The organism is Rickettsiella endosymbiont of Aleochara curtula (assembly GCF_964030935.1).
Lineage (GTDB): Bacteria > Pseudomonadota > Gammaproteobacteria > Diplorickettsiales > Diplorickettsiaceae > Aquirickettsiella.
In genome coordinates this window covers 270,763-293,867 of the sequence record NZ_OZ034990.1, presented here as the reverse complement: position 1 = coordinate 293,867, position 23,105 = coordinate 270,763, and the positions used below count along the sequence as shown (strand labels likewise).

The window sequence follows — 23,105 nt, the reverse complement described above, 5'->3', positions numbered from 1 at the left end:
TAAAATATTAACCGTCTGCGAGCACCGCAGGTGCGTGGCAATCCATGGATGGCCGCGGCCTCACTCACGTTTCGGCCTCGCCATGACGGTGATTTTTAATTCTACAATTGAATTCGTTACCTTTTTATAAAAAAAATTAACCCTCTAAATAACGGTAGATCACCGCTGCCGTATGGAAAGAACCAAAAACCAGCAGTCGATCATTTTTTTGTAACTGTCGATAAGCCTGTTGAAAAGCTCCATCAGGGGATGAAAACTCTAAAATGGTTTGGCTAACTTCAAGCTCTAATAATGCTTGTTTTAATTGTGTTGCTTTCGCGCCGTTTTGTTCAGCCAGATCACAGACATACCAATGATCCACATGATGCCTTAAAGGGCGCAAGGTATTACTAATATCTTTAGTAGCCAACATACCCGCTACGGCATAGGTATTTCCTAAACAAGGAGTATTCGCCAAACGTTTTGATAAACATTCCCCACCGGCAGGATTATGTGCGACATCAATAATAATTTGGCGGGCATTTTTTTCAATGATTTGAAAGCGACCGGGTATAAAAACCCGCTTTAAACCTTCTTGTATGGCCAGGGGTGTAATAATAAAATACTCGCCGAGTAATTCGACAGCTTGCAAAACTGTCGCAGCATTCTGTAAATCGATGTTGGGTAAAGGTAAATCACGCAGAGTCAGTTGTTGACTGATCCACGACCAGGATTGTCCCTGCATTTTATAATCAAATTCTATGCCTTGCCGATATAAGGGACTGGCTAAAGATTGGGCGGTGTTGAGGATAGATTGCGGCGGCTCAAAGTCGCCACACACACACGGTCGATTCGGACGCATGATGCCGGCTTTTTCAAAACCAATTTTTTCACGCGTATCACCCAGCCAATCCATATGATCTAAATCTATCATGCTGATAATAGCTAGATCCGCATCCACACAATTGACGGCATCCAAACGACCACCTAAACCTATTTCTAAAATAATTGCGTCTAATGCGGCTTGTTTGAAATAACATAAAGCAGCTAAGGTTCCAAACTCAAAATAAGTCAACAAAATATCACCGCGGGTTTTTTCAATATCTAGAAAAACGCGGCATAAGTCTTGATCGCTAATGCACTGCCCGGCAATTTGGATACGTTCCTGATAACGAATAAGATGCGGTGAAGTATAGGTACCGACTCGGTAACCGGCTGCACTTAAAATAGCGGCAGTCAAAGCAACATTAGAGCCTTTACCATTCGTTCCAGCAACCATCACCACCGGACAATTAAAGTTTAATACTGCTAAGCGCTCTGCAACGTGTGAAATGCGTTTTAAACCTAGATCAATACTGCTAGGATGACAAGCCTCAATGTACGCTAACCAATCGGATAATGTTCGAGAATCTAAGCTTAATTCATTAGAGATCGTCATTGGCAATGGCTGTGAGTGAATAACGTCCTTGATTCGCTGCCATCAATTTATTTAATAACGAAGCAATTTTATCTTTTAATTCCCTTCTGTCGACGATCATATCGATGGCGCCATGCGCTAACAAAAATTCACTACGCTGAAAGCCTTCGGGTAATACTTGACGTACGGTTTGTTCAATAACCCGCGGGCCGGCAAAGCCGATTAAAGCTTTAGGTTCTGCAATAATAACATCACCGAGATTTGCAAAGCTTGCCGATACACCACCCATGGTCGGATCGGTTAACACAGAAATGAACGGCAATCCTTTCTGCTTAAGCTTAGCCAGAACGGCACTGGTTTTTGCCATCTGCATTAATGAAAATAAACCTTCCTGCATCCGCGCTCCACCACTCGCCGAGATACAGATAAAAGGAATATCTTCTTCTATCGCCCTTAATACACCTTGCACAAAACGTTCGCCTACTGCAGCGCCCATCGATCCACCCATAAAATCGAACTCAAACGCCGCGCAAACAACGGCCCTATCCTTTAATTTTCCTTGCATGACTAACAAGGCTTCTTTTTCACCGGTTTTTTTCATGGCCGATTGCAAGCGATCTTTATATTTAAATTGATCTTTAAATTTGAGTCTATCCATTGCTTCTATTTGACTGCCTATTTCTTGCCCGGTTTCAGGATCTAAAAGTTGCGCTAAACGTTTACGCGCTTTAACCCGATGATGATGATTACAGGTGGGACAAACCATCAGATTTCGTTCAAATTCCGCACGATATAAGACTGCGCCGCAGGAATCACATTTAATCCAACTATTTTCAGGAACACCCGTGGTATTGCGAACCACGGTCTGAATTCCTTTAATGACTTTTTTTAACCAACTCATAAGTTTCCTATTAACCCCTCACCCGCTAATTAAATCTTTTCTTCTTAAACCTTTAGTATATACCGTTCAACTATGCACAGTACAAAAATTAAAAAGCCCGTCATGGCGAGGCCGAAACGTCAGTAAGGCCGTGGCCATCCATGGATTGCCACGCACCTATGGTGCTCGCAATGACGATTAATTGATAATGCGCCTCAACCACCAATTTTCAACAATTCCCAATAATGTTGATAAATACTTTCTGCGGCCCCAACATCAACTTGTACCACACTACGCTGTAAGGTCTTTTTATCAGGATAAATCATGGAATTATTCAAGATGGCCTTCGGCATTAGTTTATACGCAGCAAGATTAGGTGTCGGATAGCCGGTCGCCAAACTCATTTTTTTAGCAATATCCGGTCTTAATATAAAATTGATAAAAATATAAGCATTATTGACATGGGATGCGCCGATTGGAATCGCCATACTATCGATAGAAATCACAAAGCCTTCTTTAGGATAAATAAAACGTAACGCAGGATTTTCTTGTGCCGCTTGATAAATATCACCATTCCAAGCCATACCGACACTTAAGTCTTCATCAATGAAAAGTGATTTTACCCCATCGTTATTAAACAAGCGTACATTCGGCATTAATTGCCTTAATTTGAGATAGGCCAAACGTATATGCTCCGGATCGATGTCATTCGGTGAATAACCTAACACCATCAATGCCATGGAAAACACTTCATGCACATCGTCTAATAAAAGTAATTGTTTACGGTAACGCGGATTCCAAAAGTCTGCCCAGGCTTGTAATTGTTGTGCGGAATGAATCTTGCTATTAACAACGATACCGGTTGAAGTCCAAAAATACGGAATACTATAACGATTATCTGGATCATAGGATTTATTCAGTAACGCCGGATTTAGATTTTTAAAATTCGGTAAACGAGATTTATCCAATGCTTGTAACATGCCTTGTTGGCGCATGCGATCGACAAAATAAGTCGATGGCACGATAACATCATAGCCGGTATGCGGATTCGCTTTAAGCTTCGCATACAAAGTCTCATTACTGTCATAAGTCGTATAATTGACTTTGATTCCAGTCTCTTGAGTAAACTCTTTTAATACATCGCCGGAGATATAGCTCGACCAGTTATAAATATTAACGATATTTTCTTCTGCAATCGCAGGTCTAGCAAGAAAAAACAACCCCAAGATTAAGAAGCAAACCAGACGCATAATTATTGTTTGACCTTTTTAGGTAAGACGAGTTGGAAGGCCACCACGATAAATAAGGTAATCGCAAACATCACTGAACACAGCGCGTTCAATTCCGGTTTTAATCCTATGCGCACTAAGGAATAAATATATAAGGGTAAAATTTGAAAATCGGGACCGGTGACAAAAAAACTAATGATCACATCATCGAGTGATAAGGTAAAACTTAATAACCAACCTGCTAAAATAGCCGGCCATAACATAGGAATAATAATCCGCCGAAAACTCATAAAGTCATTCGCACCTAAATCACGCGCGGCTTCAAAAATATTTTTATCTAAACCAGTCAAGCGACTATAAACCGTGACCGCCACAAAAGGAATACAAAAAGTAATATGCGATAATAACAATGACCAAAAACCTAAACGCATGTTCAGTAAAAAAAATAGGATCAACAATGAAATCCCCATGACGATATCCGGCGAGACTATCAATACAAACAATAAACCATGCAGTAAATGCTTACCAAAGAATCGATAACGATACAGACAGGTTGCCGCAATCGTACCTATCAAGGTTGCAAAACTTGCCGCTAACACGCCCACTTCTAATGAATGCAACGCGACAACCGCAAGATTGCTATCATCACCTAATTGTTTATACCAATCTAAAGTAAATCCATGCCAAAGCAATGAGTAGGTTGAATTATTAAAAGAATAAATAATCAACAAAATGATAGGAAAATAAAAAAAGCAGTAGATCACTGCCAAATAACTAAATCTCGCCAATCGGTTCATCGTAATATTGTCCAATTTTATTGGCACGTCGATAGAGTAACAACAGTACACCCATTGCTAACGTCAGCACCATACTCACCGCAGAACCCAAAGGCCAATTATGCGCGGATAAAAATTCATTTTGAATAAGGTTCCCCACCAACAAGGATTTTGCTCCGCCCAAAATATCCGGAATATAAAACATACTCATCGCTGGCAAGAACACCAAAATGATGCCGCCCATAATACCCGGCAGCGTTAAGGGTAAAATCACGCGCGTCAAAATAGTTAGGCTATTTGCTCCCAAATCACGCGCTGCATCAATAAATTGTGTATCTAATTTTTCGATATTGGCATACAAAGGCAAAATCATAAATGGCAATAAGCTGTATACCAAACCAATAATCACTGCGGTAGTGGTATATAAAATGGTTAACGGGTGGTGAATGATGCCGAGTGAAAGTAGTAAGGTGTTTAACAAACCTTTTGCTTTTAATATTGAGATAATCGCATAAGTACGGATTAAGGAACTGGTCCAAAAAGGAATGATCACTAAAAATAATAATAAACTCTTATATCTAGAATCGAGTCGCGCTAACAGATAAGCAAACGGATAACTTAGTATTAAGCAAATTAAACTACACAGTCCGGCTACACAAAATGAATGCCAAAATACCTTAAAATAAATAGGATTTAATAAAGCTTGATAATTTTGCAGTGAAAATTTCCAACGAATAAGATTGGCCGGATCATTTTCCAGTAAACTTATTATCAATACCAGTAGCGTCGGCAGTAAAGCAAATACAGACAACCACAGCCAAATGATACCTATGGTACTTCCTTTAAAGAGGCGATCAACTTTCATCAGGTAAAATTACCTCCCATCCCGGAATCCAGTGCACCCACACCGACTCTCCACTATGGAAATCTAATTTTTCATCGTCTTCATTGAAAAATTGTGTGGCGGCCAATAAATTTTGACTTTCCAAACGCACCATCAGATCCACGGTAGAACCTTTGTAAATCACTTGTTCAACCACACCCGGAAACATTTGCGACGTATCGGTGACTTCAGCCGGCGACCAAACCTCTAGATCTTCGGGCCTGACTAAAGTATAGACCTTTTGACTCTTGGAAAAATGGCGTCGATTTTTTAACGTAAACTCTTTACCTTCAATCACCGCATGAAACACATGTTCATCGGCAGAAATAATTTGTGTTTCGAAAATATTTACCTCACCTATGAAACGTGCCACACGTAAACTATGTGGTTCTTCGTACACTTCTCGCGGCGTACCGATTTGTTCGATACGTCCTTCATGCATCACCACCACGCGATCCGACATCGACAAGGCCTCTTCTTGATCATGCGTCACAAAGATAAACGTAATGCCCAATTGGGTTTGTAGCTGCTTTAACTCCAGCTGCATGGTTTTGCGCAAGCGATAGTCTAAAGAACTTAACGGCTCGTCCAATAAAAGAATGCTGGGTTTATTCACTACAGCCCTGGCAATGGCTACACGTTGCTGTTGTCCGCCACTTAATTGTTCGGGTTTACGCGCACTTAAGTGTGCCAACTTCACCATATTTAAAGCTTCATCAACCTGTTGCTTAATCTCTGCTTTCGATAATCCACCTTTGCAACGCAAACCGAAAGCAATATTGTCAAAAACATTCAGATGAGGAAATAAAGCATAACTTTGAAAAACGGTATTTACGTGACGTTCTTGCGGCGTTAAGCCTTTAACATTAACACCATTAATGCAGATGACGCCACCATCAGGTTGTTCAAAACCCGAGATCAAACGCAACAACGTGGTCTTTCCGCAACCGCTAGGCCCCAGCAAGGTCAAAAATTCGCCATGCCTCACCTCGAAGTTAATATCTTCTAAAACATCTTCGTCATCGAAGCGTTTAGTAACTCCTTTGAGTTCAAGAACATTCCCATTCATTACACAGGTAACCCCACTTTCATGATGGATAGTAAAATTGAAAGGGATTATGCAATAGAGCTTCAGTAAAACCAAGTATTTTATATCTCGTCATTGCGAGCGCCAAAGGCGCGCGGCAATCCAGATAAAATAACTCCGGTCCCTTAAATCATTTTGAAAAAATCATTTACTGTTTGAGGCAATGAAAAGTTTTCTGGATAAACTACTTGGGATAAGTATAAACCATTCGGTGTAGCCGTCACATCAGCAGCACGACGGTCTTGCGCTAATAACACTTCTTTAGCCCAAGTGATAGGTTTTTTACCCGCGCCTATCGACATTAATACCGCACTGATATTGCGTACCATATGATGCAAAAAAGCATTGGCTTGAATATCGATGGTAACATAGCATTTTTCACGCGTGACTTTAATAAACTGCACCTCGCGTCGTGCATGCTTGGCTTGACAACTAGCTGCGCGAAATGAACTAAAATCATGGACGCCGATAAGAGTCTGCGCAGCGGACTGCATATCACTTTCATTTAAGGGATAATAACAATGACTGGTATATTGATTCCATAGTGCACTTTTTAAGCGCTGATTATAAATAATATACTGATAACGCCGTGCTAATGCAGAAAATCGCGCATGAAAAGTACACTCCACCCCCTTCACCCAATTAACCCGAATATCTGCGGGTAAATGACTGTTGCAACCTAATAACCACGCCTGTTGGGATCGCTGCGCTAGTGTATCAAAATGCACCACTTGACCTAAGGCATGCACACCTTTATCGGTGCGTCCGGCACAGCTAAGCACAATCGGATGATCCGCAACATGACTAATAGCTTGTTCTAAATAGGTTTGTATGCACGACAATCCCGTTTGCGATTGCCAGCCGTGGTAGGCGCTACCTTGATAAGAAACCCCTAATGCAATTCTCATAAGCTTGATCGTCTGCTTAATATTATTCTTGCTCGACATTACTAGTACGTAAAATATCACTCGTCATTGCGAGCACCGCAGGTGCGGCAATGCATGGATGCCACGCTCATTCCATTCGCTCGCCGTGACGTTGAGTTTTATATTCATGCATTTAATTCTTTAAACCTTGTTTTTGGTTGGATTAGTCGCTGCAGAAATCATGGCTTTAAATTGCTGTAAGCGGGCTTGAGCCGCTTCTGCGGCCTTCGAATCAGGATATTGTTGAATTATTTTTTCAAACGTTTCCATCGCCATTTGCTTATCGCCCTTAGCAAAATAAGCTAAGCCACATTGCAACATAGCATCAGGAACTCGTGCATCTTGGCTATAACGCGTAATAAAACGTTTAAAGAAGTTAATCGCGGGATCGGCTTGACCTTGTAACAAGTACAACTGACCTAAAAAATAATCGGCATTCGCCACATTCAGATCATTCGGAAATTTTTTATTGAAAGTCTCAAAGGCTTCTATCGCTTCGTTGTATTGTTTGGTTTTTAGCAATTGAAATGCAGCCTGATAAGCACGCTCTGCCGCCGGTGTAGGCGCGGCATTAGGCATCATTGACTTTCGGTCAGGAGACACTTCTTTCTTAGAACTACTCAGATCAACCAGTGGACGCGGACCCAAGCGGCTATTAACCGGCAGTGTTGAAACAGCGGCCGATTTTCCAGTATAAGCCGCCGTCGGATTACTTCGTGGAGCCAAGCGTTTTTCCAAAGCTAAATATTGATTACGTACTTGCTCTTCTAATACTTTGATCGCATGTTGTTGTGATTCAATTTTGCCCTGTAAAGTTTGTAATTGTTGTTGTAAATCATCGATTTGCACCAACAAAGGATTCAGATTAGCGATTTGTCGCTCTAAAATCGTGACGCGCTGTTCCAACGAAAAAGAAGCTGAATTACTCGGCACCGCTGGCGGACTTGGCGCGGCTGGACTGGGTTCGGAATTAGGTAGCGTATTATTCGACTGACTCGGTGCATTCGCTGGGCTTGAAGGTGTAGTAGCAGTAGATGATGTCGCTGGCGCGTCATCGTCATCATCATAGGCATCAACGACGGGTGCAAGTGCATACGCGAGTGAGCTTATTAATAAGCTCACACAGCATAAGCTAATCTTAATCGACCTCACTAGGCTCGAATTTATTCTTTCAGGTAAAATCGAGTCTCTATTTTGCAACGTGAGTACTCTATCTAAAGATAAATTCGATCGCATAGTTAATTCCTAATATTACATCTTATCGGTGATGACCGGAGTTTGATACTGTAAATCAGCGCGACGGTTTTTTGCATAATCTGCTTCGCTATGACCAAACGCAACCGGTTTTTCCGCGCCATAACTAACCGTTAAGATTTGCTTGTCATTTACGCCATTCGCGATCAAAAACTGTTGTACACTTAAGGCGCGGCGTCGGCCTAACGCAATATTATATTCGCGACTGCCTCTTTCGTCGGTATTACCCGTTATCAATATTTTAGCTTGTGGATGGCTAATTAGGTAATGCGCCTGTACTTGTAGCGAAGGTTTATCTTCTTCACGGACGATACTTTTATCAAAATCAAAATAATAGATTTGATCACCTACTTGCATAGGATGCGTGCTCTCATCGCCAGCAAAACTTCCGACATCACCGGCTCCCTGTGTCAACGCGCTATCTGCATGCATGGGATTGGCCGTCACATCACCTAATTCACTCTTATCGGCCGTGGAACAAGCGCCCAAACTAACACAGGCTGCAGTCATCACACTTATTTTGAACAATTTTTTTATTAACATAGACTATCCTCTAAAATAGTTAACTCGATAAAAAAGGCGACCAGACCGGATCTTGTACATCACCTTCAGGTGTGGGTAAGCGCAAATTAATTCTTCCATCGACAGAAGCCATGCCTAACAACCCATGTTCACCGGGTTTTGATTCATATAAAACCATTTGTCCATTCGGCGCAAAACTAGGTGAAGCGTCAAAACCTGAATGCGTAACGCTTAATAAGGTATCGTCGTCTAAATCTTGCACGGCTATATTATACATTCCTTGTTCTCGATTGAGTACCACTATCATTTTTCCATCCGGCGAAAAAGAGGCACGCGCATTGTAACTGCCGTCAAACGTAATACGTTGTAAACGTTTACTGCGCAAATCCATTTGATAAATTTGCGGACCGCCGCCTCTATCCGATGTGAACAACAATGATTTCCCATTCGCTGACCAAGTCGGTTCGGTATCAATGGAAAATCCAAAACTCACTTGATGTAAATCTTTACTGGCTAAATCCATTAAATAAATTTTCGGTGTCGCCGAGTTTCTAGATAAGGCTAAGGCCAAGGTTTTATCATCCGGAGACCAAGCCGGTGCACCATTAATACCGGGATAATCACTAATCAATTGGCGTTGCCCATTGGCAATAGTTTGAATATAGATACGCGGCATGATTTTTTCAAAAGAAACATAAGCAATGCGTTTACCATCATGCGACCATGCAGGAGACATAATCGGTTGCGTCGAAGTTAATAACGGTTTGGCATTATGCCCATCCATATCCGCCACTTGCAGACTATAAACACGATGATTATTCTGGCGTGTCACTAACACATAAGCGATATGCGTAGAAAAAACACCGTGAACACCGGTTAATTTTTCATAAATCAGATCGCTTATATGATGCGCTAAAGCGCGCAATTGTGAATATTTCGCGGTAAATTCGCGTTGTGCTAACATTTGCTTACGGCCTTGTGCAACCTGCACTAAATCCATATGCACTCGATATTGTCCCTGCCCTAATGGCGTTATTTTTCCCATAATGACATCGTCAATATGATGCGCACGCCAATAAGATACTGACACTTTATCGCTGCTAGACGCTTGGGTTTTGGCCCATAAGACTTTAAATTGACCGCTATGCGTTAAATCTGACTCAATCACGCGACTCATATCATTTTCGGGCGAAAAACTCTCAGTGCTCACAAAAGGCACCATCGCAACGGGTAATTGATTGGCCACTCCTTGTGTTAACTCAAGATTCAGCGCTGCCGAGGCGTAACTGCTAAACCATAAACTACTAAATGAGAAAAGATTGAACAGTATCCATATCAATTTTTTCGTGGTACGACACGACTTTTTTAAGCACAAGCCCTTCATTTGTTATTCTCCGTTTACTTTATTTTTAGATAATACCCACATTCTTTGCAAAACAGGATGGTAAAATGCACCGATCACATGCAACGTAAATGACGCGATCAATAAATAAGCTAATATTTCATGTGCCTTTGCAAAAAAGTTTGACCAAAGCTGATTATCGGCTAAGGGTGACACGCTAAAAATACCATAAAAACTAATCGGATGATTCCCGAGTGTCGACATAAAAAATCCGGTTAATGGCATCGCCAACATTAATAGATACAATGCGGTAATATTAAATTGGGCTAACTGTCGCTGCCAGAAAGGAATCGATGGCGGTAATTTCGGTGTCTTATTCATAAAACGCCAGATCAGTCTTAAGATCACTAGGCCTAATATAAACAAACCGGTGGCTTTATGTAGATTAAATAAACCATCGCTAAAGTGCGAGGCCGGGATATTGATCATGGTATAGGCAACGATAAACATACCGAAAATCAGCAGTGCCATCAACCAGTGAAAGGATTTAGCAATAAAACCATACACCGTTGCCGAATTTTTTAACATCATAATAGGACTCAATGTTAGAAAATTGAGGATATGGCTCGCCGATTTCAGCATAAACGAGCCATTAATTGATAATGTAGTTGAATTAGCGGCCAATACCAATAACTAATCTATTATTTTAAGGACTAACTTTGCTTGCTAAGCGTACATCTTGTTGCATATCGGGTGTAACCGCATCATTCTTAACGCTAGCTGGGTGAGTAAACACATGATATTGAATTTTACGTTCTTCTGGCAAATGGTTTCCTTCAGAAGCAAACTCACTGGTTTTTTTGTCTGCTAATTCCTTTTTGTCTTCATCACAACGTGTGTTTAATTCAGCAGATTTTTCTTCCTGGGTGTTCTGAGTAGCGTCAACAAGCTCGTTCGTGATTGATTTGCTGGCAAAGTGCGCAAATCCTGTTAACACCCCCGATACAGCGCAGGCTACAACTAAAGGCGAGGCTATAAGCGTAGCGGCAATCATAACCAGATTTGCGGCCAGTAGCGCACAGAAATTTTTTCCAAAACCTTTTCCCGATAAGCCTACAATCCACGGTCCTATTGCAAGCACTGAGAAAAGTGCTAACGCAAACAATGTTGGTACCGACATTGGAAACAATAGCATAGCAGTCAAGGAAATGCCGAAAACTCCTAGGGCTACCAGTGAATTAATGATCTGGGAGTGCTTCTCAACAAAACTTTTTTGTACGCGCATAGGTTTAACTCTTTTAGTCGTTATTATTCGAATAAGTGAACTTTATCATATTTATAAAAGTCTGCTTAGTTTTTATATTGGGGTAATGCCTATTTATGCAATAACAAGTAAACATTCAGCTCAGTTATTTTTTTCACATTAGAAAAATATCTTTATAAAAGATATTCAATAAATTTTATTTTTTAATTCTAAGAATTTATAGATGGTAAATTTTTATTTATTCAAAAAATTACTTATAAAAATATTCTTTCATTAACCATCATGATCATTTTTAAAAATTTTATGTTACAATAAAATTTAAATTAATAATTTATTTATCAATAAAAATAGGAGATATTTATGCCAAATAATGGAATTAGCGGAGCAAATACTAATAAAACTACGAACTATAGAATAGAAAAACCTAAATTTCTTGTAGTAACTAACTCAGTATCACCTACTCCAGAACAAGCTATATTAGCTCTTTATAGAGATGGTAATAGCGCAAGTGTACATTATTTTATTCGTAAAGAGGGTAAACAAGATCAATTTCACTTAGAAGACAACCAAGCTTTTACTTGTGGCCAAAGCAAGTTTAGAGAAGAAGTATCCTTAAATAAAACCGCCATTAGCGTCATGTTTATTAATAATGGAAACGAAAGTTATACGCAAGAACAAAAAGATAAATTTAAAGCTTATTTAGAAGACTTTAAAAAAAGAAATCCAGCAATCGATCTAAAAATAAATCTTTTAGGTTTAGGTGAAGTAGCAACATTAACAAAAGCAGACGTACCCGAAGGAGAAGGAAAAATATTTCCGCGTCATGAAGCACCCGGGAAATTATTTTTTTGGGATGAGCTCGCTGAACTTGGCTTTGGATTATTTATTCCGACCACGCCAGAACAAAAAGGCGAGAGTTGGGTATCACCTGCAAGTTCTGAATTAGAAATTAAAGCTTTACAAGAAAATTTACAAAATTATGGCTATGCTCTAGAAACCAGTGGAAAGTACGATAACGCAACCAAAGCCTGGGTCACTCGCTTTAACCAACGTTATGTTCCGGATCCTACTCAAGCTATCGATGCGAGCATTTGGAGTAAAGCGAGTCAGATAAGTCTCGACCATATACAACAATATAATAATGAAAAAAACATTGCCGCTACACAGACTGCTATTTTGCCAAGCAGTTTATTTAATAAACCTACTGCTCCAGAGGCTGATACCGATGAAGTTACCCAGCAAACTGCTACCTTAAGTATGAAATAATTCGTATTTAATGAATTATCGCCATCATGATTAACCCTATCCTGATGGCAGTAATTTATAATGATAAGTTTTGATTTTAATTGATACGTCGACAATAGGTTTCTTTGATACCACATGCGACAAATATGGCCAACACTAAACTTCCTAGCAAAATAAATAAAGCCGAACGAAAATCACTATTAGAATAATACGGTAAACCTTGTATGGTTAGGCCGTCCCAATTTTTTTGCAACAACCAACCTATCAATGGCTGAAATCCAGCGCCAATAATCACCGATGCCATATTCGCGAATGCCACCGACGTGCCAGCCACCGATTGCGGATTTATTTCTGACGCCACGGCATAAGACGTCGCAACGCCGGTATTAGCAAATCCATATAAAAATAACAAACTAAATAAAATACCCAACGGTAAACCAGGCACTAAAATAACCAAACTGGCAAATAGTAAACTAAAACTTGCCGATAAAATGATAATAATTTTGCGTCGTTGAATTTTATCCGAAATCCATCCGATTAAAGGTCCACCGATGGTCCAACCGATAAAGATCAAACCGATCCCCATCGCAGCGACTTCGTTACTTAACTCATAGGTTTGACGAAAAAATTTAACGCCCCACAATTCGGCTAAGGCGGCCGTGGGTGCATATAATAAGCCGGCCAGCAAAGCATTCCACCAGCTCTGTGGATTGCGTAATACAAGCATTAAACCTGACCACGGCGATTGTGCTAAAGTTTTTTTAGCTTTCGCTTGTGTAGCCGGTAAGATCGGATCGCGAACTAGCAGCGCCACCATCACCGACAGTAAAATCATTAACCCGGCGATAAAAACCAAAGCGTTGCGCCAACCGAAATTGTCGACTAAATAAGCCATTGGCATTTGACCCATTGCAGCACCTAACATGCCTAGAGCTTGTGTTAAACCGGCTAACAATCCAAATTTTTGCGCCGGAAACCACACCGCGGCTACTTTCAATGCACTGACAAAAGCAAAGGCTGCACCAAAACCCATCATTAAGCGCGCAAACGCAGCAATTTCTAGATGCGTGGTACTTGCAAAAATCAGACAAGAGACACCACAAAGAAAGATCATGCTGGTCAATAACCAACGTAAACTAAACCTATCGACGAGAACACCGACCGGAAGTTGCATACCGACATAGGTGTAATAAAAAAAAGCCGATAAACTTCCCAATGCTAAGGCTTGCACTTTAAAATCGTGCATCAACGAATCGACCATCACACCCGGCGCTACTCTGGCAAAATACTCAATAAAAAACGCACTCGCCGCCAGACCCCAAACTAACCAAGGATAATACGGGTGTTGCAAACATCTGTTGATAAAACTGTTATTCGACATTTTAGGTAATCCAAAACTTAAGTGACTGAAACTGATAAGCAAGTTCCTTACCCTGCAAAACTATGCAAACACGTCCCTATAGGCTGATTTAAGCCTAGTATTCCCTTACTTCAGGATTTTTAAATATCCTACATAGTAAACAGTGCAAAAAAATTTGTCTATGTCGATGTTTATAGGTTTGTTTATTTTCAATACTCGATGATCCTGATAGGATGAGCTTGCTACATCTTGCAGATGTGCTTGCGATGCTGCATGAATAATAATAGGTTTCGTTACCGAGAGGATTGTGTTGATTTATGAATAAATACATTAAATATTGGCTATTCTTATTTACTTTCTCCCTACAAATTCCAGCGTATGCCTATAACGATGAAAAAATAAACGCTTTAGCGCATACCTTCATGCAAGAAAATCAAGTTCCAGGCTTGTCGATGGCGGTCATCGACCACGATAAAATCCATTTTTATAATCTCGGCTGGGCCGACCCCGTAAAAAAAATCCCTACGCGTAATCAGACTATCTATACCATAGGTTCTTTTACTAAAACCTTTACCGCCGCACTCGCCGCTCGCGCGATGCTAGAGAAAAAATTAAATTTAAACGATGCCTTTATTAACTATTTCCCTGAATTAAAAAACAACACAAATTTAAATAAAATCACCATTAATGAATTACTCACACATGTTTCTGGTTTTCCTTTTGATTTTCAGCCACGGCCAAAAAACTATTCCGAGCTCATCAATGATTTACAACGGTTTAAATTAACACGAGCGCCTGGTAGTGAATACAGCTATTCAAATGCCGGGATCGGTATCGCAGGATATATATTACAAAGTATTTATCAACAACCCTATCAAGCAATTTTAGCGGCCAAAGTTTTAGTCCCCTTGAATATGCATTCAACCTATTTGCAGGTACCCGCAGAAAAAGAAAAGAATCTTGCTGTCGGTCATGATCCGCATAACAATGTAATTGCTTACAATAAAAACATTGAAACATGGTTTGCAGCCGCCTCACTGAAATCAACTATTTCTGACATGGCTAATTATTTATTTGCCCAAATCCATGCAAATACTCTCCGTGATACAAAACTAGGTAAAACGTTAATTTTGGTCCATCAAAATAGAGTTTGCTTCGCTGATAAGCGATGCTGTGAACAACTGTCATGGCAAGCACATCCTCTATCCGTATTAAAAACTTCAATAGGTGACACTTATTTTATTCACTTCGATAAAGAAGGTTTTCCACTCTTTAATACAAAAAAAATAATGAGTGGTAACACTTTAGTCGGCAGTAAAATTTTTATTGATAAAACCGGATCCGGTTATGGTATGTCCAGTTACATGGCCTATATTCCTGAACAAAAAATTGGCATTGTTATTTTGACGAATAAATTCTTAGGTAACGAAAGAATTAAATTGGGACGTGATATTTTACTCAGCCTATCAACTAGCTAGTCATGGCGAGTTAAAAAAATTGATCGTCATGGCAAGCGCCGCGGGCGCGCGGCAATCCATGAATATGAAACTTGGATAGCCACACGCATTACATACGCTCGTCATAACGCTATTTTTTAATGCACCAGGGTAACAAATGGTTTACCTGGCTGTAATGCCCAAGTAGCAAGAATTTTAGCGCCCTTAGGTCCTGCTTTAGTCCAGTGTACCAGATTAGGTAAATTTTGGTAGCTATCTCCCGCTTTGTAGGTTTTTGCCGCTTGTCCCTCCACCATAAACACCACTTCACCTTCCAGTACATAACATAATTCAGGCCCGGTTTGTTTTTGTGCGGCCTTAATCGCATTCGGGGCAAACTCAGCGATACCCATACCCATTTGATAAGACGATTGCGGAACATTAATTCTTTGTAAAACATGCGTTTGTGGTATCGATTCGGCAAAAGCCACACTCGCTAGCATACAACCGAGACCTACCCGTGCGCTTAATAGCAAAAAGGAAAAAGTTTTAAACATATAACCTCAATTAAATTTTAAAAATAAAAAAAAATTTATTAACTAATAAAAAATTTTATATAGAAAAAGGACATGTCTATTTAAATGTAAATACACTATAATAGTGTCCCCTTTCAGCTTATCAATGTTTTGGCTGCCCTACTAGCAATAACAAGGAGTTATTATGCCCTTTCCTACAGAAATACAAAATGCTTTACGCGTCTATGATCTCAACAAAGGTATCTGGCGACGCTTATTCCGTCGCGATCAAGCGGCGATACGCGCTTTACGCAAACTAAGCGATACTGAACAAACCAATCTGTTAAAAATTTATCAATGCTTTATTGAAAACTTACCTAAAGTTACACAAGAATCGTATAAAGTTTATCTAGCCGTCACTTATTTGAACCCTACGATTCCTGAGATGATGAATGAACTGTATAACGCTAAACTCTTAAAACATATTGATGTTGATAGTTTAAACCATTTAGGTAACCCTCAATTCGAAAATCTCACTTCGATATTAAAAAAACTCAGCGAGGCGCAACTGCTCACACAAGAGAATTTAGATCGCATCGCCATCTATTATGAAGCGCCTGAAAAGCTAAGCATTATTGACTATGCAGTCGAATCACTCGCGATGGCTAATCGATTAAAACAAGAAGACTTTACTGAACTTTCTACGCTGTTGTATGAACTACATAATAATCAATGCTTAACCCCAGAAAATTCCAACCACATAGTAAATTTATACCCAAATTACATTCGCATACTGACCCATTTAGTCAAAAGCCTGCGTTCACACGACCTTTTCACACAGAATAATCTTGATAATATTCAAAAGCTTTTTCAAAAACCGGATTATCTAGCTATCCTGGCCAACGCAGTGGATATACTTACAGATAATGGTTGCTTAAACCAGGTAAATTTAGATAGTATTTACCAAAAACCTGAAGCTGCAGTAAATATTGCCTCTACTTTAATTCTTTTAGACCAATCAGAATTATTGACAAACGATAATCGTAGCAAACTTATGGATGCAAAAAACCAATTTCTACTGAGCAATGAAGCTTATTCTTTGGTATGGCGTCCGCTTGAGATGAGTTTACCCTCACTCGCTACTATGAATGAAAAACAATCACTATTTGACCACATCATTGAACTCGCTCAGCAAGAAGATCCAGCAGAAAAAATCAAAAATTATATTCGTGAATCAAATCCAGAATCCTATAGACGTAGAGCATATAGTAACGATAAATATAATACTGCTCCACCACCCAGTAGACGCCATGATCCGGATAGCTTTCCAGAATATAATCAACTCTCTAGACAGCCCACGATATGAATCCTGTTAATCTGAACTAATAAAAAAAGCATACTGTTTAAACACAGTATGCTTTTCTATCTTCAGTTTTCAATATTTTATACTTTTAGTTTCGGAATTCCCCCTACAATAACAGGTTTGTTTTGCTCTAGAGCAGATAAATCTGTTTGAAAAGGTCGTAATGTTTTATCAAACATCATTGAAGTAGGTCTACTTTCACTGGAATCTTGAATTAAGGATAAAGATCTATTTGGACGTTCAATAAACTCTTTAGCCGCCGTTAAATAGTCGTTACATAAAACGTCTAATAAATTTTCCCATTTTTCGGAAGATTTATCGTTAGTTTGAGATGGAACTATATTATTTATCTCTTTGTTGTATGCTTGTATTTCAGCAAATTTTTTCTCATATTCTGTGGGCTTCTTTTCATCATGGCTTAAAGTGACTGAATTTTTAGGATCTACAGATTTAAGTTTAACACCAGCAAGATCGTTTGGATTAATGACAAAAACAGGTGAACCCTTTTCTTTTTTATCCATTGGAGCAGGCTTCTTTTCAACTTTATTTTTAGCAACTGGTTTTAGTTGAGCTTCTTGGATTTGTTGAAGGAAAGAACCCTTATTGACAATTTGCTCAGGTGCCTTTTCATAAATTACTGGTGGCATTGGCACTGAAGAATTGCTTGATGTATGTACTTTCACTGTTTGATTTATATTTTCAGATTGAGCCAAAAGGATGGTTTGTTCTTCATACATAGCAATCATTTTATTAAAACTGTTGATTTCTTCAGGCGTTTCTTTTTCTTTTTGAGAAAGTTTTTCAATCGCACGCATAAGAGGTAATAATTTTTTTAGTTTTACTATCTTTTCTTCATAATCTTTTATCACTCCTTCAACATTAGGAATCTCTCGGCAAATTTCTTTTAAAATTCTTTGTTGTTCTTGTTTAAAACTAGCAGTGTGCTTTAACATGATCGACCTTAAGCTGAGTTTAAGAATGATCGAGTATAATTTTAGATCCTTAAGATAAACTTAATAATTGTTTATATTTATTATCTAAACTGTAATGAATAACAATTTATTTATCGAATCGAGATGTTTTTTTATATTTCCCAGAATAAAGTAGAGTTTCCCCTATTTATTCTGAAAAATAATCCTATTTTCTAATCAAAATAGAAAACCATGATTCCTATTGAGGACGAAAGGATGAAACTGAAGCACTGGCATCATCAGCTTGTTCTGATTTTACCGGTACTGTATATAAGCTTGAGCAGAATGACGCTCTCGATACAACTGGGCTGTTTTGTTTTTCAGTCTGCAATTTCTTAAAAATAGGTAAGAGATAGTCATGCTCACTGATAAATTGTTCAATATCCTTGATTGTTATCTGCTCTTTATTTTTAAAATTTTCATAAAGTTCACTAACGAGCCGTGCCGGGTTGTTAATCTCTAAATCAAGAATCCGATCGATAATTCTTTTAATTTGATCTGAACCTAGTTTATCTACAAAAAGTTGGGTTAGCTTATCCAAACCTTCTTTTAACAACTCTTTAGATGACTCTAAATAGTTAATAGATTTACCGAGGCCTTGATAGATCGTTTCAAGTGCCGCACTATTTAAACTACGCTGATAATAAAGAATTTTAATATAGGTAGCCAGCTCATAAAGATCTGCTCGTCTAAGAATAGCCGCTTCTTTCTCAGATCCTAAATTAGCTACTGCTTCAATTTCCTTAAGACAAATTAAAATAGTAGTTGCTGCTCTAGGATATTCATTTTTTTTGATGTTTTTCAGAAATGCTTGAAGATGGTCTTGGCCAAGAATATCTGAAGAAGCATAAGCAAGAATTATCGTTTTAGCCCAAGTTTTCGGCGAATACTTGGAGCCCTCCAACGGATGATCAAGTATCCTATCTATTATTAGCTCCATATCTGCACCGAGCTTTTTTTCATTAACCTTACTTATTAACGCTCTTTCTCCTAGTTGTTGATAGATAGCAAGAAAATAATTTATTGCTTTTGCCTGTACTAAAAAAACTTTTTTATCTTCCTTTATTTTAATGCCAAGTTGACCAAGCTTTTCTTTCATTATTGCTTTTTGACCACCCGCTTCCTTTGCTTTTCTTGCTGCTATTTTTTCTTCTTTGGTTAATTTTTTGGATTCATTCATAATTTATTTCTCTAAATAGTTTAGTTTATTATTTACTTTGCATCTAAAAAACTAATTCAAAAAATAATTTTCTAGACTGACAAAGTATAGGTGAACCTTAAAAATAAACAATCACCTATTAATTAAAAATAAATTACTTATTATTATCTTTGCATCATATTTTGCAAGGAGCAAAATTAAAAACTAGTTATTACGTGATCACACCTTCGGGACGTACGGTCAGATTGATTTGCCGAAATGTGTGAAACAAACCCTTATTTTTTGGTACGGGCAAAGGCGATGCCTTATACACTGCCGTTTGTGCAGACCTATCCAATACCGAATTACCGCTGCTTTTGACAATAATCACTTCTAACACCATGCCGCCCGGTGCTAAATGTACCGCTAATTTCGTTTCCAAATGTTTATTCATTTCTGGCGGAATGATCCATTGCTGCGCAATCGCTTGTAGAATAAGATGACGATATTTATCGGTAGTCGCGGCGTTGCGTGCGGCATTGATCTGTTGTTTCGCTAGTGATTTCATTTCTTGATCAAGTAATTGCTGAACATTTTTTTCAACTAACTTTAATGATGCTTTTGACGCTTTAGGATGTTGAGTACTGACTTTTTTTGATTTATTGGCCAGCGCTTTTGTTGCTTTAGTTTTAACGGGCAACACTTTTTTTACTAATGAAGACTGTTTATTCGGCGATTTTAGCGGAATTAATTTATCCCGCTCGGCTTTAGAGACTTTGTTTTGTTTAATCGGTACCACGACTGGACTTTTTTCCAATAATGCCGGTTTCGATAGTGTCTGTGCAGCAACAGGAGATGGCGGTTTTATTTCCTCGACAACCGGCGCAGGTTTTTGCGGCAATGCATCCATCGATATCGCCGTCGCATGAATTACTTGCAAAGGCGGCGGCGCTAAAAATAATAATTTGCTACTATGCCGTAGCGTCAAGAATAACGCTAAAAATAAGACGATATGCAACAGAATCGCAAAGCTTAGCGAATAAGCAACATTTTCTTTATTAACTCGACTCAACATACATCAGGATTCAAACCGCTTTTGGCGGTGACTCGGTTAACAACCCGATATTGATGGCACCGGCTTGTTGCAATAAAACCATGGCTGTCACTACTTTGCCATAATCAACCTTTTTGTCTCCTTTCACAAACACTTGGCGCGGCGTTTTTTTTTGTTCGGCACTACGTATTTGTTCGCTCACCTCTCGGCTTAATTGATCGGCATTTAAAGCTGTTTCAGGATGCGCAGCAGTGTTTAAATAATAAAGTCCTTGGACATCTATCGATACAATAATAGGTTCCTGCGCCGGCGCAATGGTTTGCGCTTGAGCTTGCGGCAAATTCACTTTAATACCTTGTGACAAGAGTGGCGTCGTGACCATAAAAATCACCAATAACACTAACATCACATCGATGTAGGGAACGACATTGATCTCAGACATCGGACCTTTACGTCGTAGCATTGGAAATTGATAAGGATTATGCAACATAACTCCCCGTATTCCCATGAACTTGACGGTACAAAATATTCGCGAACTCTTCTTGAAAGCGGTGATAATTATGTAATAAATGTTGAATTTGATGAGAGTAACGATTATAAAAAATCACCGCGGGGATAGCGACAAATAAACCCATCGCTGTGGCGATTAAGGCTTCCGAAATACCCGGTGCGACCATCGCAATGGTCGCCGTCTGTTGCGAAGCGGATAATGCTTGGAAAGAGGTCATGATGCCCCATACCGTACCAAACAAACCAATGTATGGACTGGTCGAACCTAACGTCGCTAAAAAATCGAGATGTTTTTCTAATTGTTGATGTTGTTCGGAATAGGCAATGCGCATCGCACGTTGCACACCTTCCATAATAACAACCGGCATATCGCCCACTTGTTGGTGTAAACGCATAAACTCACGAAATCCAGAATGAAAAATACTGGCCAAGCCGACGTGTTCATCTTGTTCACGATTTAAATCGGCATAGAGTTTACTTAGATCAATACCTGACCAAAATTTGTCTTCAAATTGCGCCAGTAATTTTCTTGAACGCCTTAGCATAAATCCACGTTGTAAAATCATCGACCAGGATACGATGGATCCCACCAGCAGAATTAACATAACCAATTTAACAATTCCGCTAGCAGCGGAAAAATAACTCCATAGTGTGGGATCAACCGTTGGCATTACCTATCCTCATTATATTTTGTATGAGATACATCTCACTGATAAAAATCACGCACCGTCATGGCGAGGCCGAAGCGTCAGTGAGGCCGCGGCCATCCATGGATTGCCACGCACCTACGGTGCTCGCAATGACGATCATGTTTTACGTACTCGCAATGGCGAGTAAATTATTTCAATCTTTTGTATCTTTTAAGCACGAGTTTATATTAGTTTATTCTATCAGAAAAATCGTAATTGAGTTGTTTTTGTCCGTTAAGATGACCCGGCATCGTCAATCCAAAATGAATATAGGTTTTTTTTGTGGCAATGCGGCCACGCGGTGTACGCATGATAAAGGCTTGCTGAATTAAATACGGTTCGATCACTTCTTCTATCGTATCACGTTCTTCACCGATGGCGGCAGCTAAGCTGTCTAAACCGACCGGTCCACCGTCAAATTTTTCAAGTAAGGTTAATAATAATTTTCGGTCTTGTTGATCAAAACCTTCTTTATCAACTTCGAGTAGATCTAAAGCTTGTGCGGCGAGTCGTTCATCAATCTTACCATCGGCTTTTACTTCAGCAAAATCTCTAACTCGGCGCAATAAGCGATTGGCAATTCGTGGTGTACCACGCGCACGCTTGGCAATTTCATTCGCGCCTTTTGCATCAATCGCCACGCCTAAAATTCCTGCCGAACGCGTCACGATACGACACAGATCAGGCACACTATAAAACTCTAAGCGTTGTACAATGCCAAATCGATCGCGCAGTGGTGACGTTAATAAACCAGCGCGTGTCGTCGCACCAATTAATGTAAACGGCGGCAAATCTAATTTAATCGAACGTGCGGCTGGCCCCTCGCCTATCATGATATCTAATTGATAATCTTCTAAGGCTGGATACAGTATTTCTTCAATTACCGGACTTAAACGATGTATTTCATCAATAAACAACACTTCTTTTGCTTCAAGATGGGTTAATAATGCGGCCAAGTCACCGGCTCTTTCTAAAATCGGACCAGAAGTTTGTTTAAGTGCGACGCCCATTTCATGCGCAATGATATGCGCCAACGTGGTTTTACCCAAACCCGGCGGCCCTACAATTAACACATGATCTAAGGCTTCGTTTCTAGCGCGCGCGGCATGAATAAACAATGCCATTTGCTCACAAACTGAGGCTTGTCCCAAATAATCCGCTAACGCCAGTGGCCGAATACGTGGGTGTAACTTTTCATCTTCAGAAAGTTTTTTAGTAGCAGTTAAGCGATCAGTGATTTGCATAAATAATAATAAACAGTTTAT

22 protein-coding genes and 1 pseudogene are annotated in these 23,105 nt (G+C 39.4%); 3 read left to right on the top strand and 20 right to left on the bottom strand.

All coding sequences use genetic code 11. The features are described from left to right. Nucleotides 1-136 precede the first annotated feature (136 nt). The 12 genes from folC to AAHF87_RS01205 all read right to left on the bottom strand — a co-directional run bounded on the left by folC (nt 137) and on the right by AAHF87_RS01205 (nt 11,580). Entirely contained in the window at nt 137-1,417 is a 1,281-nt protein-coding gene (gene folC / locus AAHF87_RS01260; RefSeq protein ID WP_342146450.1) for a bifunctional tetrahydrofolate synthase/dihydrofolate synthase, read from the bottom strand. Continuing rightward, nucleotides 1,404-2,297, bottom strand: a complete 894-nt coding sequence (gene accD / locus AAHF87_RS01255) for an acetyl-CoA carboxylase, carboxyltransferase subunit beta (RefSeq protein WP_342146449.1) — start codon at nt 2,295-2,297, stop codon at nt 1,404-1,406. Before accD ends, folC begins: the two co-directional genes overlap by 14 nt. 194 nt (nt 2,298-2,491) lie before the next feature. Next, nucleotides 2,492-3,526 (bottom strand): spermidine/putrescine ABC transporter substrate-binding protein, encoded by a 1,035-nt coding sequence (locus AAHF87_RS01250; protein WP_342146448.1) that lies wholly within the window; start codon nt 3,524-3,526, stop codon nt 2,492-2,494. A gap of 2 nt (nt 3,527-3,528) precedes the next feature. Next, the gene (gene potC / locus AAHF87_RS01245; RefSeq protein WP_342146447.1) at nt 3,529-4,302 is read right to left on the bottom strand and encodes a spermidine/putrescine ABC transporter permease PotC; all 774 of its coding nucleotides are present in this window, start codon (nt 4,300-4,302) and stop codon (nt 3,529-3,531) included. After that, entirely contained in the window at nt 4,280-5,146 is an 867-nt protein-coding gene (potB, locus tag AAHF87_RS01240) for a spermidine/putrescine ABC transporter permease PotB (RefSeq protein ID WP_342146445.1), read from the bottom strand. Before potB ends, potC begins: the two co-directional genes overlap by 23 nt. Beyond that, nucleotides 5,136-6,233: a spermidine/putrescine ABC transporter ATP-binding protein PotA gene (gene potA, locus AAHF87_RS01235; protein ID WP_342146443.1), complete on the bottom strand. Its 1,098-nt coding sequence runs from the start codon at nt 6,231-6,233 to the stop codon at nt 5,136-5,138. Before potA ends, potB begins: the two co-directional genes overlap by 11 nt. 143 nt (nt 6,234-6,376) lie before the next feature. Then, nucleotides 6,377-7,159: a tRNA pseudouridine(38-40) synthase TruA gene (gene truA, locus AAHF87_RS01230; protein ID WP_342146441.1), complete on the bottom strand. Its 783-nt coding sequence runs from the start codon at nt 7,157-7,159 to the stop codon at nt 6,377-6,379. 159 nt (nt 7,160-7,318) lie between these two features. Continuing rightward, nucleotides 7,319-8,413, bottom strand: a complete 1,095-nt coding sequence (gene ybgF / locus AAHF87_RS01225) for a tol-pal system protein YbgF (RefSeq protein WP_342146440.1) — start codon at nt 8,411-8,413, stop codon at nt 7,319-7,321. A gap of 15 nt (nt 8,414-8,428) precedes the next feature. Further along, a complete protein-coding gene (gene pal, locus AAHF87_RS01220) occupies nt 8,429-8,974 on the bottom strand; it encodes a peptidoglycan-associated lipoprotein Pal (protein WP_342146439.1) in 546 nt (181 codons plus the stop codon). 19 nt (nt 8,975-8,993) lie between these two features. Next, a complete protein-coding gene (gene tolB / locus AAHF87_RS01215; protein ID WP_425288009.1) occupies nt 8,994-10,280 on the bottom strand; it encodes a Tol-Pal system beta propeller repeat protein TolB in 1,287 nt (428 codons plus the stop codon). A gap of 60 nt (nt 10,281-10,340) precedes the next feature. After that, entirely contained in the window at nt 10,341-10,886 is a 546-nt protein-coding gene (locus tag AAHF87_RS01210; RefSeq protein ID WP_342146437.1) for a cytochrome b, read from the bottom strand. A 115-nt stretch (nt 10,887-11,001) separates the two neighbouring features. After that, complete coding sequence (locus AAHF87_RS01205; protein ID WP_342146435.1) at nt 11,002-11,580, bottom strand: hypothetical protein; 579 nt, start codon at nt 11,578-11,580, stop codon at nt 11,002-11,004. Nucleotides 11,581-11,919: 339 nt separating this feature from the next. On the opposite strand from AAHF87_RS01205, the gene AAHF87_RS01200 reads away from it, so the two are divergent. Further along, entirely contained in the window at nt 11,920-12,825 is a 906-nt protein-coding gene (locus AAHF87_RS01200; RefSeq protein WP_342146433.1) for an N-acetylmuramoyl-L-alanine amidase, read from the top strand. Between the two features lie 76 nt (nt 12,826-12,901). On the opposite strand, the gene AAHF87_RS01195 is transcribed toward AAHF87_RS01200, so the two are convergent. Then, nucleotides 12,902-14,185 carry an MFS transporter gene (locus tag AAHF87_RS01195; protein ID WP_342146432.1) on the bottom strand — a complete coding sequence of 428 codons (1,284 nt, stop codon included), beginning with the start codon at nt 14,183-14,185 and terminating at the stop codon, nt 12,902-12,904. Between the two features lie 296 nt (nt 14,186-14,481). Here AAHF87_RS01195 and AAHF87_RS01190 point away from each other — a divergent pair, with 296 nt between their 5' ends. Continuing rightward, the gene (locus AAHF87_RS01190; RefSeq protein ID WP_342146431.1) at nt 14,482-15,642 is read left to right on the top strand and encodes a serine hydrolase; all 1,161 of its coding nucleotides are present in this window, start codon (nt 14,482-14,484) and stop codon (nt 15,640-15,642) included. 116 nt (nt 15,643-15,758) lie between these two features. Here AAHF87_RS01190 and AAHF87_RS01185 read toward each other — a convergent pair whose 3' ends face one another. Further along, nucleotides 15,759-16,157, bottom strand: coding sequence for a cupin domain-containing protein (locus AAHF87_RS01185; protein WP_342146430.1), 399 nt, complete (start codon nt 16,155-16,157; stop codon nt 15,759-15,761). 163 nt (nt 16,158-16,320) lie between these two features. Between AAHF87_RS01185 and AAHF87_RS01180 the strand changes: the two genes are divergently transcribed. Then, nucleotides 16,321-17,481: a hypothetical protein gene (locus AAHF87_RS01180; protein ID WP_342146428.1), complete on the top strand. Its 1,161-nt coding sequence runs from the start codon at nt 16,321-16,323 to the stop codon at nt 17,479-17,481. 77 nt (nt 17,482-17,558) lie between these two features. Here AAHF87_RS01180 and AAHF87_RS01175 read toward each other — a convergent pair whose 3' ends face one another. From AAHF87_RS01175 to ruvB, 6 genes and pseudogenes are all read right to left on the bottom strand, one after another. Beyond that, nucleotides 17,559-18,431 (bottom strand): hypothetical protein, encoded by an 873-nt coding sequence (locus tag AAHF87_RS01175; protein WP_342146427.1) that lies wholly within the window; start codon nt 18,429-18,431, stop codon nt 17,559-17,561. Between the two features lie 217 nt (nt 18,432-18,648). Then, a complete protein-coding gene (locus AAHF87_RS01170; protein WP_342146426.1) occupies nt 18,649-19,629 on the bottom strand; it encodes a hypothetical protein in 981 nt (326 codons plus the stop codon). Between the two features lie 190 nt (nt 19,630-19,819). Beyond that, nucleotides 19,820-20,662 carry a cell envelope integrity protein TolA gene (gene tolA, locus AAHF87_RS01165; RefSeq protein ID WP_342146425.1) on the bottom strand — a complete coding sequence of 281 codons (843 nt, stop codon included), beginning with the start codon at nt 20,660-20,662 and terminating at the stop codon, nt 19,820-19,822. A 10-nt stretch (nt 20,663-20,672) separates the two neighbouring features. Continuing rightward, nucleotides 20,673-21,131 carry a protein TolR gene (tolR, locus tag AAHF87_RS01160; protein WP_425287989.1) on the bottom strand — a complete coding sequence of 153 codons (459 nt, stop codon included), beginning with the start codon at nt 21,129-21,131 and terminating at the stop codon, nt 20,673-20,675. Beyond that, a pseudogene (gene tolQ, locus AAHF87_RS01155) lies at nt 21,121-21,810 on the bottom strand (protein TolQ); the annotation flags it as partial. The pseudogene tolQ and the gene tolR, both read right to left, overlap by 11 nt. A 218-nt stretch (nt 21,811-22,028) precedes the next feature. Then, nucleotides 22,029-23,084, bottom strand: coding sequence for a Holliday junction branch migration DNA helicase RuvB (gene ruvB, locus AAHF87_RS01150; protein ID WP_342146423.1), 1,056 nt, complete (start codon nt 23,082-23,084; stop codon nt 22,029-22,031). Between the last annotated feature and the right edge of the window lie 21 nt (nt 23,085-23,105).